This is a genomic window from Pantoea sp. DY-17, assembly GCF_019795975.1.
In the GTDB taxonomy this organism is placed as follows: domain Bacteria; phylum Pseudomonadota; class Gammaproteobacteria; order Enterobacterales; family Enterobacteriaceae; genus Pantoea; species Pantoea leporis.
In genome coordinates this window covers 322,437-339,511 of record NZ_JAIMIG010000004.1, presented here as the reverse complement: position 1 = coordinate 339,511, position 17,075 = coordinate 322,437, and the positions used below count along the sequence as shown (strand labels likewise).

The 17,075-nt window shown below is 55.4% G+C and carries 18 protein-coding genes; 17 read left to right on the top strand and 1 reads right to left on the bottom strand.

Going from position 1 to position 17,075, the window contains the following annotated elements; translation table 11 throughout:
- Positions 1-315: 315 nt before the first annotated feature.
- The 14 genes from K5Y33_RS18390 to K5Y33_RS18325 all read left to right on the top strand — a co-directional run bounded on the left by K5Y33_RS18390 (position 316) and on the right by K5Y33_RS18325 (position 12,263).
- Positions 316-1,173 (top strand): flagellin, encoded by an 858-nt coding sequence (locus K5Y33_RS18390; protein ID WP_137386499.1) that lies wholly within the window; start codon positions 316-318, stop codon positions 1,171-1,173.
- A gap of 188 nt (positions 1,174-1,361) precedes the next feature.
- On the top strand, positions 1,362-2,648 hold the full coding sequence (fliD, locus tag K5Y33_RS18385) for a flagellar filament capping protein FliD (protein ID WP_222234818.1): 1,287 nt from the start codon (positions 1,362-1,364) through the stop codon (positions 2,646-2,648).
- Between the two features lie 12 nt (positions 2,649-2,660).
- Positions 2,661-3,044, top strand: coding sequence for a flagellar export chaperone FliS (fliS, locus tag K5Y33_RS18380; protein ID WP_222234816.1), 384 nt, complete (start codon positions 2,661-2,663; stop codon positions 3,042-3,044).
- Entirely contained in the window at positions 3,041-3,340 is a 300-nt protein-coding gene (locus K5Y33_RS18375) for a hypothetical protein (protein ID WP_222234814.1), read from the top strand. Before fliS ends, K5Y33_RS18375 begins: the two co-directional genes overlap by 4 nt.
- A complete protein-coding gene (locus K5Y33_RS18370) occupies positions 3,337-4,404 on the top strand; it encodes a flagellar hook-length control protein FliK (RefSeq protein ID WP_255610365.1) in 1,068 nt (355 codons plus the stop codon). Before K5Y33_RS18375 ends, K5Y33_RS18370 begins: the two co-directional genes overlap by 4 nt.
- A gap of 4 nt (positions 4,405-4,408) precedes the next feature.
- Positions 4,409-4,876, top strand: coding sequence for a flagellar basal body-associated FliL family protein (locus K5Y33_RS18365; RefSeq protein WP_137386494.1), 468 nt, complete (start codon positions 4,409-4,411; stop codon positions 4,874-4,876).
- 10 nt (positions 4,877-4,886) lie between these two features.
- A complete protein-coding gene (locus K5Y33_RS18360) occupies positions 4,887-5,585 on the top strand; it encodes a FliA/WhiG family RNA polymerase sigma factor (protein WP_137386493.1) in 699 nt (232 codons plus the stop codon).
- A gap of 6 nt (positions 5,586-5,591) precedes the next feature.
- Positions 5,592-6,455: a flagellar motor stator protein MotA gene (motA, locus tag K5Y33_RS18355; protein WP_137386492.1), complete on the top strand. Its 864-nt coding sequence runs from the start codon at positions 5,592-5,594 to the stop codon at positions 6,453-6,455.
- Entirely contained in the window at positions 6,455-7,375 is a 921-nt protein-coding gene (gene lafU, locus K5Y33_RS18350; protein WP_137386491.1) for a putative lateral flagellar export/assembly protein LafU, read from the top strand. The genes motA and lafU overlap by 1 nt, the downstream gene beginning before the upstream one ends.
- Positions 7,376-7,655: 280 nt before the next feature.
- Positions 7,656-8,270: a cupin domain-containing protein gene (locus K5Y33_RS18345; protein ID WP_110867284.1), complete on the top strand. Its 615-nt coding sequence runs from the start codon at positions 7,656-7,658 to the stop codon at positions 8,268-8,270.
- Between the two features lie 111 nt (positions 8,271-8,381).
- Positions 8,382-9,821: a circularly permuted type 2 ATP-grasp protein gene (locus K5Y33_RS18340; protein WP_101761811.1), complete on the top strand. Its 1,440-nt coding sequence runs from the start codon at positions 8,382-8,384 to the stop codon at positions 9,819-9,821.
- Entirely contained in the window at positions 9,815-10,744 is a 930-nt protein-coding gene (locus K5Y33_RS18335; protein WP_101761812.1) for an alpha-E domain-containing protein, read from the top strand. Before K5Y33_RS18340 ends, K5Y33_RS18335 begins: the two co-directional genes overlap by 7 nt.
- Entirely contained in the window at positions 10,741-11,541 is an 801-nt protein-coding gene (locus K5Y33_RS18330) for a transglutaminase family protein (RefSeq protein WP_101761813.1), read from the top strand. Before K5Y33_RS18335 ends, K5Y33_RS18330 begins: the two co-directional genes overlap by 4 nt.
- 17 nt (positions 11,542-11,558) lie before the next feature.
- Positions 11,559-12,263: a proteasome-type protease gene (locus K5Y33_RS18325; protein ID WP_222234812.1), complete on the top strand. Its 705-nt coding sequence runs from the start codon at positions 11,559-11,561 to the stop codon at positions 12,261-12,263.
- A 35-nt stretch (positions 12,264-12,298) separates the two neighbouring features.
- On the opposite strand, the gene K5Y33_RS18320 is transcribed toward K5Y33_RS18325, so the two are convergent.
- The gene (locus K5Y33_RS18320) at positions 12,299-12,919 is read right to left on the bottom strand and encodes a response regulator transcription factor (RefSeq protein ID WP_101761815.1); all 621 of its coding nucleotides are present in this window, start codon (positions 12,917-12,919) and stop codon (positions 12,299-12,301) included.
- Positions 12,920-13,194: 275 nt separating this feature from the next.
- Here K5Y33_RS18320 and K5Y33_RS18315 point away from each other — a divergent pair, with 275 nt between their 5' ends.
- From K5Y33_RS18315 to K5Y33_RS18305, 3 genes are all read left to right on the top strand, one after another.
- A complete protein-coding gene (locus K5Y33_RS18315) occupies positions 13,195-14,895 on the top strand; it encodes a lysophospholipid acyltransferase family protein (protein ID WP_222234941.1) in 1,701 nt (566 codons plus the stop codon).
- A 96-nt stretch (positions 14,896-14,991) separates the two neighbouring features.
- Complete coding sequence (locus tag K5Y33_RS18310; RefSeq protein WP_222234810.1) at positions 14,992-16,059, top strand: ABC transporter ATP-binding protein; 1,068 nt, start codon at positions 14,992-14,994, stop codon at positions 16,057-16,059.
- A gap of 49 nt (positions 16,060-16,108) precedes the next feature.
- Positions 16,109-17,074, top strand: coding sequence for an ABC transporter substrate-binding protein (locus tag K5Y33_RS18305; RefSeq protein ID WP_225608357.1), 966 nt, complete (start codon positions 16,109-16,111; stop codon positions 17,072-17,074).
- The last annotated feature ends 1 nt before the right edge of the window (position 17,075 follow it).

Sequence of the window (17,075 nt, the reverse complement as noted above, 5' to 3'; positions counted from 1 at the left end):
GAAAAAACCGGGAAAAAGGCTCTTAAGAAAAAGCATCATTCCTAAAAAATGATGAATAATAGCTATCAACACGATCCATTTTTAAATAAGTCGATATTTATTAGTGCGTTATCTATTTTTATCTTGTGCTTGTTTATGGTTTAATTTATTGGGTTACTCTGCCGCCTTTATTTCCCCTCTATATTTCATTCGCAAATAAATAATATTTTTTTCGCGAAAAGATTTTAAATGCATTTAAGAGATTCTATTAGCGTGCCGTTTTCTCCTGTTACTTGAAACGGAATCATCGGATTCCAACCTTTGGAGATAAACCTCATGTTAACTATGTTTACAAACTCAGCAGCTATGTCCTCAACTAACTCCATGAACCGTGCAAACTCTGCACTGTCCACCGCAATGGAGCGTCTGGGTACCGGTTACCGCATCAACTCTGCAGCTGACGACGCAGCTGGCCTGCAGATCGCTACCCGCCTTGATGGTCAGGCGCGTGGTATGGGCGTTGCGCAGAACAACATCTCGAAAGCCACTGCCATGATGCAGACCGCAGAAGGTGCTTTTGATGAAGTGAACAACATTCTGTTCCGCATGAAAGACCTGGCTACCCAGGCTGCGGATGACACCAACAACGCCGATGACCGTGGTGCGCTGCAGTCTGAGTTCGATGCACTGAACGCAGAACTGGGCAACATCATGAGCAACACCTCGTACGGCACAGAAAAACTGTTTGCCAGGGATGCAAGTGGTAATGGTGTTGGCAAAATGACGGGTGAGTTGCAATTCCAGATTGGTGCTTCTAAAGATGAAACGCTGAAAATTAACCTGAGCGGCGCGCTGGGTAAAGTCAGCAACGCACTGACTAAACTGTCTGCGTCAGGCATTTCAGGTGGCGCTGCTGCCGGTAACGCCATGCTGGAGAACGTAACGGCTGCACTCGATTCAGTGGGTTCAATCCGTTCAGATCTGGGTGCCAACATCAACCGTCTGGGTCATACCGCGGCTAACCTGGCCAACATGAAAGACAACACTGAGCTGAACCTCGGCATCATCCAGGACGCTGATTTCGCTGCAGAAGGTGCAAAAATGAGCCGTCAGCAGATGCTGATGCAGAGCAGCCAGCAGATGCTGAGTCAATCTAAAGGTATGGGCCAGATGGTTCTGGGCATGCTGGGCTAATCCTCCCTCATTAAGTATTGAAAAACACCGCTCTTGAGGCGGTGTTTTTATTTCCGCCTGCACAGGAATCGTCTTCCTGTATAGCGGAAAGGTTTTTTCCCTCATTTTTGCGTAACTATTTGAATAAAAACAAAAATAAAAACTGGCATGCTGTTTGCTATTAACAAGTCATTCGTAGGAGAAAAAAGATGAACATGAGTATGGATCCTTCCCAGTATGCGGAAATCCTCGCCCAGAACAGTATTGCTGCGATGCAGTCTCGTTTGGTGGCGCAGCAGAAAAAAGTCACTAGCGAGCAGAGTGCGTTAACGGAACTGAAAACGGCGCTAACGGATTTCCGTACTGCGCTGAAAGGCTTCGGTGCCAAGGGCGAGTTGGTGAAGAACAGCGCTAAGCCAAACATGGAAGGCTACGTCAACCTCAAAGCCAGCGCCAATGCCAGCAAAGGTCTTTATCAGGTTGAAGTCAAGGAGACGGCTGCCGCAAAGCAAGACTCGTTTAAGGATTTAACCGATGAGTCAGTCAAAAATGCCACCGGCACCATGAAGATTGAAGTGGGTGAAAAAGAGATCGTAATCGATCTGACTGACGTTGAGACCATGGCAGATCTGCGCGATGCCATTAACAAACACCCGGACAATCCGGGCGTCACGGCATCGCTGATGAAGGTCAACGGTGAAACCCGCATGTTGATGGGCAGTGATAAAACCGGCGATAAAAATAAATTTGAAATTACCGTTTTCGGTGATGAGGCTTTTAAGGAGGCGCTCAAGCCAACCCCTATTTCCCCTGCGCGTGATGCTCAGATCTCGATTGGCAGCATGGTCATCACGAGCGACTCCAACACCTTCAAAGACGTGATCCCCGGCGTTGAAATCAACGTGGTGCAGAAGACCGATCCGGCCCGTCCACTGGTAATCAGCGTGGAGAACGACGAGACGCAAACCAAAGAGCAGGCGCAGAAATTTGCGGATGCCTACAACGCGCTGTTCACCAAACTCGGGGAACTGACCAAAAGCGGTGGCGATAAAGATAAACGCGGCGCGCTGGCGGGCGATTCCGGCCTGCGCGTGCTGGAACAGCAGATGACGTCACTGCTGCGTCAAACCACCAATGGCAAAAGTCTGGGCGACTTCGGTATCTCAGCGGATAAAGCCGGCAAGCTCGAAATCGACAACGAAAAATTCCTTGAAGCGGTGCGTGATAACCCCGCAGCGCTGGATGCCATGTTCGGCGGCGCTGACGGCATCATCAAGAAGATGGACAAAAGTCTTGATAGCTTCCTCAGCACCTCGACCGGTTCCATCAAGAGCCGTCAGGAGTCGCTTGACCGCAAAAACACTCAACTCACTAGCAAAGCCGATCAAATCCAGATGCGCTATGACAGCAGCTATGCCCGCTACCTAAAGCAATTCTCGCGGGCACAGGCAGCCATGTCGCAGATGGAGAACACATTGGCGAACTTCTTCGGTTAATGAAGGTGACATATGTACGGTAATACTTCCGAAATTCATGGCTACAACGATGCGGATCTGGCGATCCGCACCGCCGCCGCCACGCCGCATCAGCTGGTGCTAATGCTGTTCACTGGTTTGCAGGACGAGCTGGTGCGTGCCAAAGGGCACGTTGCCGCGAAGCGTTTTGAGCGTAAGGCCAGCAGCATTTCTAAATGCATCGACATCCTCAATGCGCTCACCAGTGCGCTGGATTTTGAACGCGGTGGCGAACTGGCGCTGCGTTTGGCCTCCCTCTACGACTATTGCGTGTATCGCCTGTACGACGCCAGCCACAACTTGTCTGTTGCACAGATTGAAGAAGTGGAAGGCGTGCTGGTGACCTTGCGCGAAGGCTGGGAGGGCATGCAGCCATGAAACAGCAGTTTGTGGCGTTGGGTACGGCATTAGAGCAGGCCGCGCAGAATGATGATTGGCTGCAGGTCACGCAGATTGATAAGCAAATCAACGATCTGTTGTTGCAACTGCGTCAGCAAAGTCTCAGTGAAGCCACGTTAATGCAGGTAAAAATGCTCCAGCAGCGCCATCAGCAGGTTGCGGCGCAGTGCCGTGCGCGTGTGGAGGTGTTACGCCACAAACTGCAACAGCATCAATCGCAACGTCAGGCTCGGCAGGCTTACAGCCTGTTTGGCGATGAGCCAGGAGGGGCATGATGATCCCGTCACTCGCCTTTTTCGTTTTGCCAAACCGCGGTGCGCCCGCTGTTGCACCGGGTACGCCGGGCGCGACAGATCTGGCGAATGCGCCGCTGCCGCTGGTGCCGACCTTCATGCTCGGCGGCAGTGTGCCAGCGCCGGTTCAGGCTCCGCAGCGACAGCAGGATGAAATGGCTGCGCCAGCGGAAAGCAGCGATCCCGAACAGCTGATGCAGCTGTTGCTGGACCCAACGCTGACAGCGCCGATTGCCACGCCGCTGCCTCCGGTTATCACGCCACAGCCCGCGGTGACGACGCCGCAGCCCGCGGATACCCCGCCAACGCCTTTGCCGTTCAGCGCACCACCGCAGGCGCCTGAACAGGCTGTGGTGCGTCCCGTGGCACTGCCGCAAAGCGCCCAGTCTCCTCAACCGGCGATGCTGGCGGGACAGATGACGCCGCCGGCTGAAACGGCGCCGAGCCAACCGGTAAAACTGCGCTCGCCGCAGGATGCGCGCGATGCCAGCAAGCAGGTTGTGGCGATGATGCAGGCATCACCGGATGAGCCGCTGGCAAAAATGTTGCCCGCGCAAGTGATTGCACACAGCCAACAGCTGATCGCCGCTAACCAGACGAACGTCCAGCCAGTAATCAAAATGCAGGCCCCGCTGACATTACCTGAGGCCGCACACGAGAAAGCCGCGGTACTGCGTGAAGCCCTGGGCGATCGCCTGCAGATGCAGGTCGATCAACGCACGCAAAAAGCCACCATTCGTCTCGATCCGCCGAATCTCGGCAAGCTGGATATTTCCCTGCATTACGAGGGCGGCAAATTGCAGGTTCAGATTCAGGCGGCACAGCCTGACGTCTACCGCGCTTTGCAGCAGGTGAGTCAGGAATTACGTGGCGCACTGAGCGAGCAAAACCAGGTGGCGGTCAACGTACAGATTTCGCAGCAGCAGGGTGAACAGCGCCAGGCGCCGCGTCAACAGCCCGAACAGGACGTGGTGCTGAGTAACAACATTGCAGAAGTGACGGAAGAACAACGTCACCGCGATCTTTCCATACTGACAACGGTATAACTTAATGAAAACTAAAAATATTGCTCGCAATGTTGCGATGGTGCTGGGCAGCTCCGTGCTGACCGCCGCGCTGGTTGTAGCAGGCACTGAACTGATTCATCCCGCCAGCAACACCGGCGAATCCCAGGGCTTCTCTTCTCTGTTTGAGAAAAAAGAGGCACCGACACAAGTGCTTTATCTGGAAGTCAAAAACCAGGTCATCACCCTGAAAGGCAACGGCAGCAAAGAGCGTTATCTGCTGCTCGATCTGGCTTACGTCGCTAACAGCGATGAGAGCCTGAAAGCCGCTGAACACAACCTGCCGAAGATGAAAAGCGTGCTGGTCGCGATGTTCTCTGGCATGGAATATGACGCGGTGCGCACCATGACCGTTGATGACATCCATATGCAGATGATGGCGCGTTATGAAGGCGTGTTCGGCAGCGATCAGCCGTTCTCCGACGTGATGATCTCCAAAATGGTTTTCCAGTAAGGGGGATGTCATGAGCGTATTTAATGAAGTGACCGAACTCACGCCCGTCGAAGAGAGCCGCTATCTGCAGCAGTGGCTGCCGCTGGTTAAGCGCGTGGTGCGCCAGCTCTCGGCGCAAACCGATGCGGTGATGGATCGTGAAGATCTCGAGCAAATCGCCTTGATGGGCCTGCTGGAATCGCTGCGTCGATACGGCCATCCCGACGATCATTTTGCCGGTTACGCCTTACAGCGCGTGCGTGGCGCAGTGCTGGATCAACTGCGTCTGCACGACTGGCGTCCACGTCGTCTGCGTCAGAAAACCCACAAAATCAATGATGCGGTGCGTGAACTGACGCGCCGTCTCGGTCACGAGCCGAATGAAGAAGAGTTGCGTGTGCATCTAAAGCTCAGTGCCGAAGAAGTGCAGGAGTACCTGCTGCTGGAATCGGCCAGTGCGATGGAGAGCTTTGACGAGCTGCTGGCGGGCGAAGGTTTAGGTCTTGGCCAGGCGCTGAGCGGCCGCGCGTTAGAGGAAGAAGTAGGGATCCAGCGCACGCTGAAAACGGCACTGGCATCACTTTGCGAGCGTGAGCAGCTGATTCTGAGCCTCTATTACCAGCATGAAATGAGCCTGAAAGAGATCGCTCTGGTGCTGGAACTGACCGAAGCACGCGTTTGCCAGATCAACAAAAAGATCGGCGAAAAGATTAAACAATTCTTCGAGTAAAACATCATGCAAAAACTGATTGGATTAATTGTGGTGCTAGGCAGCGTGATTGGCGGCTATACGCACGCCGGTGGTTTGCTCAGCGCTTTCTGGCAGCCCGGTGAGCTGCTGATCATCCTCGGCTCAGGGGCCGGTGCGTTGGTGATTGGTAACTCCAAAACCGTATTAAAAGATATGTGGTCGCAGGTACGCGGCACCGTTAAAGGCAATATCTACACCGCAGAATTCCAGCAGCAGCTGCTGATGCTGCTGTATGAACTGCTGGAACTGGTGCAGGACGGCGGTCTGAAAGCACTGGATGCGCATATCGAAGTGCCGGAAAACAGCGAGATTTTCCAAAAGTATCCGCTGATTCTCGCCGATCGAAGCTTCATTTCCTTTATCTCGGACAACTTCCGTTTGATGGCAATGGGCAAGATTAACGAACATGAGCTGGAAGGGATTCTCGAATCTGAACTGCATGCGGTAGAAGAAGAGTTGCTCAAGCCGTCACGCTCCATGCAGCGTGTTGCTGAAGCGATGCCGGGCTTTGGTATCTGTGCGGCGGTACTGGGCATCATCATTACCATGCAATCCATCGACGGCTCCATCGCGCTGATCGGCGTGAAAGTGGCGGCCGCATTGGTCGGTACTTTCCTCGGCGTCTTCTTCTGTTACTGCCTGCTGGATCCGCTGGCGAATGCCATGGAGCAGAACCAGAAAAAGCGTCTGGCGGTGCTGGAGTGCATTCGTACCGTGCTGGTGAATCAGGTGGCGGGTAAGCCAACGCTGCTGGCGGTGGATGCGGGACGTAAAATGTTGCCACTCGATACCAAACCGACATTTGCCACGCTGGATGGCTGGGTCAATCAACTCACTGAAGGTGCGTAATGAAACACAATGCGCATCACACCACCATCATCAAACGCGGCGGCAAAAAGGCACACCATGCGCATCATGGCGGCGCGTGGAAAGTGGCCTTTGCGGACTTCACGTTGGCGATGATGGCGCTGTTTATGGTGCTGTGGATCATGGGCGCGGTGAGTGAAGAGGAGCGTAAAGAGATCGTCGCGCAATTGAACGGCACGTCGGTTTTTGATGGCACCAATTTCAATCCTTTTGACGTTGAGAACTCCGGCGGATCGGCGATTATCGGCGAAACCATGGCAATTTCCCCGCCGACGCAAACAGCGACTGTCAGCCAAGGTAAGGCTGACATCAGTTTGAACGCCGGCAGCAAGCCACAGGAAGATTTAGACAGCGTGCTGTCACGCTCGGATGCGGAGTTGGTGTTGTTACACAACCAGCTGCAACGGATGATCAACAGCTATAACGCGCAAAATTACCTGATGCTGGAAACCTTGCCACAAGGGCTGCGCATCCTGATTCAGGACGATCAGGATCGCATGATGTTCCCACGCGGTAGCGCGGTACTAACGCCATTCTTCCAGAAACTGCTGACCGAGCTCGGCCCGGTGTTTAACCGCATCGACAACAAAATCATGATCAGCGGCCACACCGATGCCGCGCAGTACAGTGGCAACGCCGCCTACAACAACTGGAATCTGTCGGGCGATCGTGCGCTGGCGGCACGCCGCGCGCTGGAGCGTGGCGGGCTGGAGAGTGCGCGCGTATTGCAGGTTAATGCCATGGCGTCACGCATGCCGCGCGATCATGACGATCCCATGAGTGCGCGTAATCGCCGCATTGAAATTCTGGTGTTAACCGATGCCGCTGCAGAAACCCTGTTCCAGTTTTATGGCCGCGAAGGGGAGAACGTTGTGAAACCTATCGCTGAGCGCCTGCGATAACCTGTCAGTGCCTTTGAATCGCTTTTTTTGATTCGGCCGGTGGCGAAATCCACCGGTTTTTTTTTGCATTAAATTCATGCCGCTTTGCGGCCTGGTGCGCATAAATGCGCGCCAGTTAGGGCGACCCTCATTCACCCGCACGAGATGTTAATTATGTTGCTAATAAATTTGGCTTTAGTTAGCTAAATCATTCTTTTTTGTGAATTTTGTTGGTGGGCGCACATTGCAATGCCACTTTGGTAAGCCACAATTAAGCATCGTGATTAACCGGAGAAAGAGTATGACTGCCAACCACTCCAGCCTGCTGTTACTGATGTCTTTCGCCGCCGGCACCTTTTCCGCTGGATCCTCCAGCAATCCGCAACATCTGATGTTATCGCTGCCGTCGGGCGGCGTGCCCAACAGCCCGCTGCCGCTGATCATCTGGCCCGGCATTGTGCCGTATGACGATGAAAATCCTACGGAAGACAGCGCTGCCTGGTTTGAAAAAACCTTTACCCGCAACGGCTGGCCCGCCGCATGGCGCGCGCCGATCTTCCCCTATACGCATTACCATCCGAACACCCATGAAGTGCTGGGTGTTGCGGCTGGTTGGGCGGAAGTGCTGTTCGGCGGTGATAGCGGTCGCATGGTGACGCTGCGTGAAGGCGATGCGGTACTGATCCCGGCGGGTGTCGGCCACAAACAGGTATTTGCCTCCGAGGATTTTTTCACCGTTGGCGCCTATCCTGAAGGCATGTCCCCGGAAACCGTGCGTGATGAGCCGTCGCGTTTACGTACGTCGAAGGAGAAGATCCAGCAGGTGCCGCTGCCATCCCGCGATCCTTTTACCGGTGGCGAAGGCGCGATGACGGAGATCTGGCTGCCAATCGCGCAGCAGCTAATGCACCAGTAAAGTGCAAAACAGCCATTTCCGTTGACGCGGCGCGTGTGCCTTACCGGGGCAAGCCTCTGGCACAGTTTGTGCAGGAGAGAGTGAGGTCCTCTGACAAGCGCCGGGTAAATCATGAAAGAAAGCTACCAGATAGCATCACAATTCTATGATGAGATGTGGCTGAGCGATGGCCAACACCGCGCTCACTACCAGCAATACTGGGAATGGTTACAACAGGCGGACAAAGAGGCAGTGGCGCGCAAACGTGAAGAAGCGGAACTGCTGTTTCATCGCGTCGGCATCACCTTCAACGTCTACGGTGATGACGGCGGCGCGGAACGTTTAATTCCTTTCGACAGCGTGCCGCGCATCATACCTGCCAGCGAGTGGGCGATGCTCGATCGCGGCATTCGCCAACGGGTACAAGCCCTTAACGCCTTCCTGCACGACATCTACCATCAGCAACTGATCCTCAAAGCCGGCATCGTGCCCGCTGAACAGGTGCTGGTGAACGATCAATATCAGCCCTGTATGCAAGGCGTCGATCTGCATCGCCACATCTACGCGCACATTGTTGGGGTAGACATGGTGCGCAATAACGACGGCGAATATTACGTTCTCGAGGACAATCTGCGCACGCCGTCTGGCGTCTCCTATATGCTGGAGAACCGCAAGATGATGATGCGCCTCTATCCGGAACTGTTCGCCGGGCAGCACATCGCGCCGGTAGAGCGTTATCCTTCGCATCTGCTGCAAACCCTGCGCGAAAGCTCGCCGGTCAACGATCCGGTGGTGGTGGTGCTGACGCCGGGCCGCTTTAACAGCGCCTACTTCGAGCACAGCTTCCTCGCGCAGCAGATGGGCGTTGAGCTGGTGGAGAGCGCCGATCTGTTCGTCAAAGATGGCGCGGTGATGATGCGTACCACCGCCGGGCCGTGCAAAGTCGATGTGATCTATCGTCGCGTTGATGATGCCTTCCTCGATCCTCTGGCGTTCCGCCCGGATTCGATGCTCGGCGTGCCGGGCTTGTTGTCGGTGTATCGATCCGGCAACGTGGTGCTGGCGAACGCGATCGGCACCGGCGTCGCCGATGATAAATCGATCTATCCCTACGTCCCGGACATGATCCGTTTCTATCTTGATGAGGATCCGATCCTCAATAACGTACCCACCTGGCAATGCCGCAAACCGCAGGATCTCACCTACGTGCTGGCCAACCTGGCGAAAATGGTGGTGAAAGAGGTGCACGGCGCAGGCGGTTACGGCATGTTGATTGGCCCGGTGGCGAGCCAGCAGGAGCTGAGTGATTTCCGCGATCGCCTCAAAGCGCGCCCGGAAAACTACATCGCGCAGGACACGCTATCGCTCTCCACGTGTCCAACCTTTATCGATAACGGCCTCGCGCCGCGCCACATTGATCTGCGCCCGTTTGCGCTGTGCGGCGCGGATATTCGTCTGGTGCCCGGCGGCTTAACCCGCGTGGCGCTGAACGAAGGTTCGCTGGTGGTGAACTCGTCGCAGGGCGGTGGCACCAAGGACACGTGGGTTCTGGAGGATGACGCATCATGCTAAGCCGCACGGCCAGTGGCCTCTATTGGATGGCGCGCTATCTTGAGCGCGCAGAACAACTTGCTCGCGTGTTAGACGTGACCAACCGTTTGTCGTTAATGCCGGTGCGCGGTGACCAGGGCGACGATCTGCTGCTGCCGCTTAATCTCACCGGCACGCGTGAACTGTTTGAAACCCTCAACGGTCGCTTCACCATGCCGCAGCTGTTCAACTTTTTCGCCCTCGACGATCGCAATCCGTGCAGCATTTTCAGCTGCTGGCAGGAGGCATGGAACAACGCGCATGCGGTGCGCGGCAGTTTGTCGTCGGAAGTGTGGGAGAGCATCAACTCGACGTGGATTGAGATGCGCAATACGCGGCGGCGCGGTATTACCAGTGCCAACGCCGATAGCTTTTTCGATTGGGTGAAAGAGCGCTCGCACCTGTTTCGTGGCGCGATGTTCGGCACCTTGCTGCGCGGTGATGCCATGAGTTTTATCCGCATCGGCACGCTAATGGAGCGCAGCGACGGCACCGCGCGTTTGCTGAGCGTCAATCAGCAACTGCTGGAACAACAGTCCGATTCGGTGCGCGAATATTATCGCCTCGATACCTTGCTGCGCGCGGTGTCGGCGCGTGAAGCCTACAACGCCATCTTTAAGCAGCAGCTGTTGCCGGATCTGGTGAATGAGATGCTGATCCTGCGCAGTGAAAGTCCGCGATCGCTGCACTCCTGTATTGATGAGATCGCTACCCAGCTCGAGCAGATCGGCAGCAGCGGCGAAGATCGTCCGCGTTATCTGATCACCGTGCTGCTGGCGGAAATCAGGTTTAGTACCTGGGAAAGCCTGACCCAGGAAGGGTTAACGCACTGGCTCAATGCATTCCTGACGCGCCTGAACGCGCTGGCAGACAGCATCAATCACACCTATCTGGAGGCGAAATGAGACTGAACATCGAGCACAAAACCCGTTACGCCTACGAGCAGCAGGTGACACTCAGCACCCAGTATCTGCGTTTGACGCCGCAAAATTCGGTGCATCAGCAAATTATCTCGTGGGATTTGGAGCTGCCCTGCGCAGCCACCTGCACGCAGGATGCTTACGGCAACGTGATGCATGTGCTAACGCTGGATACGCCGCATCAGCAGCTCGATATCGCCGCGCGCGGTGTGGTGGAGATCCTTGATGCCGGCGAGTGGGCACCCGATCCGGAGTGCGCGTTGTCGCCGCTGGTGTTTCTGCGCGCCACGCCGCTGACGCTGCCCAATCCTGAGATCCGCGAGTTTGCCCAGCGCTACTGGCGGCCGGAAAAGCCGCTCGCCAGCCTGGAAAAGTTGATGGATGAATTGCTGCTGAAGATGCCGTATCGTCCCGGCAGCACCCAGGTAACTGATACCGCCGCGAAAGTATTTGCCGCCGGCAGCGGCGTTTGCCAGGATCACAGCCACGTGTTTCTCGCCTGCTGTCGCACTCTGGGAATTCCGGCGCGCTATGTAAGCGGCTATCTCTATACTGAAAACGTTGAGCACGTCGCCACTCACGCCTGGGTTGAAGCCTGGCTGGATGGCAGTTGGCACAGCTTTGATATCACCAATAATACCCGCAGCACACGCCAGCATTTACGTCTGGCGGTTGGTGTGGATTATCTCGATGCCTGTCCGGTGCGCGGTATGCGGCTGGGCGGCGGCGGTGAAGATATGCTGGCGGTGGCTGCGGTGCTTCAGGTGCATGCGCAGCAGTAATCAGAACAGGCGTAACTATGACTTATTGTGTGGCAATGCGTTTATCGTCAGGGATGATTTTTGTCTCTGATTCGCGGACCAATGCGGGCGTCGATCATATTTCCTCATTCCGTAAATTGCATGTGTTTCAGGTCGATGATGAACGCACGCTGGTGCTGCAAAGCGCTGGCAATCTGGCTACCACGCAGAGCGTGCTGAGCCTGCTGCGACGGCATAACGGCGATAACGATCAACCCAATTTGCTGAATGGACGATCGCTGTATGATATTGCGCTGATGGTGGGTGAAACGCTGCGCGAGGTGATCAAGCGCGATGGCGAGGAGTTTGGCGGCACGCTGCTGCTGGGGGGACAGATTCGTGGCGAGGAGCCGCGTCTGTTCCAGATCTATCCGCAGGGCAATTTCATCGAAGCCAGCGTTGATACGCCTTATTTCCAGATTGGTGAGAGCAAGTACGGCAAACCGATTATTGATCGCGTGCTGCGCTATGAAACGCCGCTCAGTCAGGCGATGCAGTGTGCGTTGATTTCAATGGATTCCACGTTAGCGAGTAATATTTCGGTGGGATTACCGCTCGATGTGATGGTCTATCGCACCGACAGTTTCAGCGATAGCGAGCAATATCACATCACCGAACAGCATCCCTATTTTTCACAAATTCGTCAGCTGTGGAGCAAAGGATTGTTGAGCGTGTTTTCGCAGCTGCCACCGTTAAATCTCTAATTGAGTGGGGTCGCCATTTATGGCGACCCGATCTTTCACACCAACTCATTCAATTTTGCTGTCATATTAATGCCACTAATCCCTTTTAAACCTAATTTACGCAGGATTTTTATTTTATAGGTACTCACCGTTTTACTACTGAGTTGTAATTGTGAGGCGATCTCTTTATTTGTCATTCCCGACGCCAGTTTCACCAATACCATCAGTTCCCGGCGCGTCAGGCTCATCAATTTTTCACTCTCAATTAACTCGTTTACCTCGGCCGCTTCCTCCGTTACCGGATAAAAACGCTTACCACATTCCACCTCTTTTATTGCGGTAAGGAGAGTGTCTAAATTGCCGCGTTTACACACATAGCCTTCCACGCCTAATTGCAAACAACATCGTTGATAAAAAAGGCTTTCTGACGCGGTATAAACAATGATTTTGAGGTCTGGCAACGCGCGCTTAATGTCCGTAATCAACGGAATGCCAGCGCGCCCAGGCATGGTGAGATCGAGCAGCAAAACGTCCGGACGAGTCCTATGCAGCTCGGTAATTAACAGATCGCTTTTATTAGCAGTGCCAGCGATGGCGTAGTGATATGACTGCAGTAATGCCTGAATGCCCGTACAGATTAACGGATGGTCATCAACAATAAATACCGAATGAATCATATGTGTAGCCCAGAGGAAAAAATAAAAAATAAACGCAAAGTTAAAACACCCTTTAACAAACTATTTAACTGGTGTGACCAGATTAATTCACGCTGCTTAACAATAAGCTTTAAGTCATGTCTTGAATTTGGGGTTTTAAGGTGAGTTTTTGTTTTTTATGCGCAAGAACAATGCAAGTGGCTGCTTTTTAGGCTTTCACGGCGCCTTAGTCATAAATCTGAAAACAAGCCGTTTTAACGTCGAAGCGATAAACCGCTGCGTGTAAAAGGTGAATGATGTTTTCCGTTGATCAGCTTCTCGATACCTACTGGCCAGGTCATCAACCGGCAAACTGGCAGAAAAGCGCCCTGAAATGGGCCGTTCGCGAACATGAATTCCAGGCGTTTGCCGCCCGCTATCGTCATCTGAAAGGCGTGGATATGGTGGAGCAGGTACTGGAGCATCTTGATGTGCGCTGTGAACTGAGCGAGCGCGATTTGGAGCAGATTCCCACGCGTGGCCCGGTTGTGATAGTTGCCAACCATCCGCTCGGTGCACTGGATGGTTTAGCATTGCTGGCGGCGGTTTCGCAGGTGCGACGCGATGTGAAAATTGTTGCCAACCGCATGTTGATGATGCTGGAGCCGATCAACAACATGATGTTGCCGGTGGATAACATGGGCAATCGTACCAGCCGCGAACAGCTAACGCGCATGCAGCAGCATCTCGATAATCAGGGCGTGCTGATTATCTTCCCGGCGGGTGAGGTGTCGCGCCTTTCCAGCCGAGGCGTGCGCGATCGTCACTGGCATCACAGCTTCTTACGCCTCGCGGCCCGCGCTCGCGCGCCCATCGTGCCGGTGCACGTGGTGGGGCGCAACAGCCTGGCATTTTACGCCGCCACAAAAATTGCCTCGCCGCTCGCGTTACTGATGCTGGTACGCGAAATGTTTCGTCAGCGTGGTTCGCGCATTAAGTTGCACATCGGCGAACAGATCCCGTTTGCCAACTGGCATGATGGCCACACGCCGGGCAAAGAGCTGGCGAAGCGGCTGCGCAAACATCTGTATCGCATTGGTCAGGGACGACGCGGCTTGTTTCAGACTGAAGCGGCGATTGCGCGGCCGGAAGATCGCGCCGAACTGAAAAAAGCGCTGATGGAGAGCGAGCGACTCGGCACGCTGCCGGATGGCAAGCAGATCTACCTGTGGCGACGCAACGGTGCCAGCTGGGTGCCGCTGCTGCGTGAGCTCGGGCGCTTACGGGAAGTGGCATTCCGCGCGGTGGGTGAGGGCAGCGGGCGTCGTCGCGACCTCGATAAATACGATGACGATTACTATCACCTGATTCTGTGGGACGACGATACGCTGGAGATCGTCGGCGCCTATCGCTTTATTCCGGGCGCTGAGCAATTGGAGCGTCGTGGGCTGGAAGGCATCTACAGCGACAGCCTGTTCCACTACGACGAGCGCATGTTGCCGATCATCAATCAGGGGCTGGAGCTGGGCCGCAGTTTTATTCAGCCCGCCTATTGGGGCAAACGCGGCCTCGATTATCTGTGGATGGGCATTGGTGCCTACATCGCTAAATATCCCGAAACCCGCTACTTATTTGGTCCGGTCTCGATCTCGGGCGGCATGCCGCTGGCGGCGCGCGATCTGCTGGTGGCGTTCTATCGTCTCTATTTCCCTACCGAACTGCCGCTGGCGACTTCACGCCGCCCTTATCCAGCCTCGTTACCGGAAGTGCTGGCGCAGTTCACCGGCGATAACTACAGCGAAGATTTACGCCGGTTGAAACATCTGCTGGCGAATCTCGGCACCGCCATTCCCACGCTCTACAAGCAATATTCCGAGGTGTGCGAGCCGGGCGGCGTGCAGTTTATCGATTTCGGCAGCGATCCCGATTTCAATAACTGTATTGATGGCTTAGTGCTGGTGGATCTCACGCGGGTGAAGCCCGCACGTTATGAGCGTTATATCGGCATGCATCTGTGAATCGGTCGCGATGAATGGCGACCAGCTTCAATGTCATGGAATCGTCATCACGGTGTCGTAGGGTCTTAGCCGGACGGTTAGCGAAAGGCCAGAAACATGGCATCAATCACACTGCGCGGGCTGCGCAAATCCTTTGCGGCGCAGCCGGTATTACAAGACATCTCGCTGCAGATTGCGCAGGGAGAATTTATCGCCGTATTAGGCCCGTCGGGCTGCGGCAAAACCACCTTGCTGCGCCTGCTGGCCGGTTTTGAAACCGCCGATGCCGGAGAGATCCACGTGGGCGAACGCTGCTTCGCTGCGCCGGGCGTGCATCTGCCGCCGGAAGATCGTCAGCTTGGCGTGGTGTTCCAGAGCTACGCACTGTGGCCGCATATGACGGTGGCGGAAAATGTTTCCTACAGTCTGAAAGTGAACGGCGTCGCGCGTGCCGAGCGCGAGCGCCGCACGCAGCAGGCGCTGGAGCTGGTGGGATTGGAAGCGTTCGCCGCCCGTCGTCCCGCCGATCTCTCCGGCGGTCAGCGTCAGCGCGTGGCGCTGGCGCGCTGTTTAGTGGCGCAACCGACCTTAGTTCTGCTCGATGAGCCGCTCGCCAACCTCGATGTCTACCTGCGCGCCACCATGGAAGAGGAGTTCCGCCGCTTCCATCATCACAGTCACGCCACCTTGCTCTACATTACCCACGATCAGCATGAAGCGATGGCGCTGGCCGATCGCATCGTGGTGATGGATGCCGGCCGTGTGATGCAGTTCGCCACGCCGCAAACGCTATGGCGCGAACCGGCGAACGCCATGGTCGCGCGCTTTATTGACGACGGCAAAGTGCTGCCGATCAGCGATATCGAACCGCTCGGCGAGGGCCGCGCTTATGCCACCCTGTGCGGCCTGCGCGTGTCGTTACGCTGCGCGCCGCATCAGCGCCCGCAGCCGCAGGCGCAAGCCAGTTTTCACGCAGTCGATTTCCACTTAGCCGCGCCGGGCGAACCACAGTTTGCTGCACGCGTGCAGCGGGTGATCTATCGCGGCGGCCACCATCAGCTCAACGTGACGCCGCTGGCCGCGCCCGAATGCAGCATCACGCTGCTGCTGGCCGATCAGCCTTTACCCGTTGTCGACGCCACCGTGGGTGTGGCGCTGCGTGACGGCTGGATTCTTCCTTCTTAATCTTCTAAACCTTCAGGGAAATGCTATGCGTACGACGTTAAACGTGTTGATGTTAGCCAGTGGATTCGTGATCTCTGCCGCCAGCTTTGCCGACGAGGCGCCAGCAGGGAAATTGGTGGTTTATACCTCGCAGGCACCCGAAATTGCCCAGCAAACCATGGATGCGTTTAAAGCCGCCTATCCCAATGTGCAGGTCGAGTGGACGCGCAACGGCACCACGCAGTTAATGAACGTGCTGCGCACCGAAATGATGAGCGGCGAAGCCAAGCCGGATGTGCTGCTGATTGCCGACGCCATCAACCTCGGCGCGCTGAAAAACGAAAACCATCTCTACAGCTACAGCGATGCGCCGCTCAGCCACATCAATCCATCGTTCTACGACAAAGACAAAACCTTCTTCGGCACCAAAATCATCGCCACGGTAATTGCCTACAACACCCAGCATGCGCAGCCGATTGATAGCTGGAACGCGCTGGCGGTGGAAGCCAACAAAGGGCAGATTGCGGTACCAAGCCCGCTTTACTCCGGCGCGGCGCTCTACAAGCTGCACACCGATATCAACACGCCGTCGATTGGCTGGAGCTTCTACAAAAAGCTGGCGGCCATCGGCATCGCGCCGCAGGGCGGCAACGGCCCGGCGCTGAAGGCGGTCGCCAGCGGGCTGGATAAGTACGGCATCATCACCGACGCCGACGTGATTCTGGCGAAGAAAAAGGGTTCACCAGTGGATCTGGTCTATCCCAAAGAGGGCGTGTCGTATGTCACCGAACCGGTTGCCATCATGAAAACCGCGCACAACCTGCCGGCTGCTAAAGCCTTCGTTAACTTTATGCTTTCCGAGCCAGGCCAGAAGCTGGTGGTCGAGCAGGGCAACCGTCCGGTGGATGATCGCGTCTCAGCACCGGCAGGCTTCACGCCGATCAATAAAATCAAGCTGCTGTCGCCGGACGTGGCGAAAGCGATCAAAGAAGATGCGGCAGTGCGCGATCGGTTCAGCGCGCTGTTTGGTGGCTAAG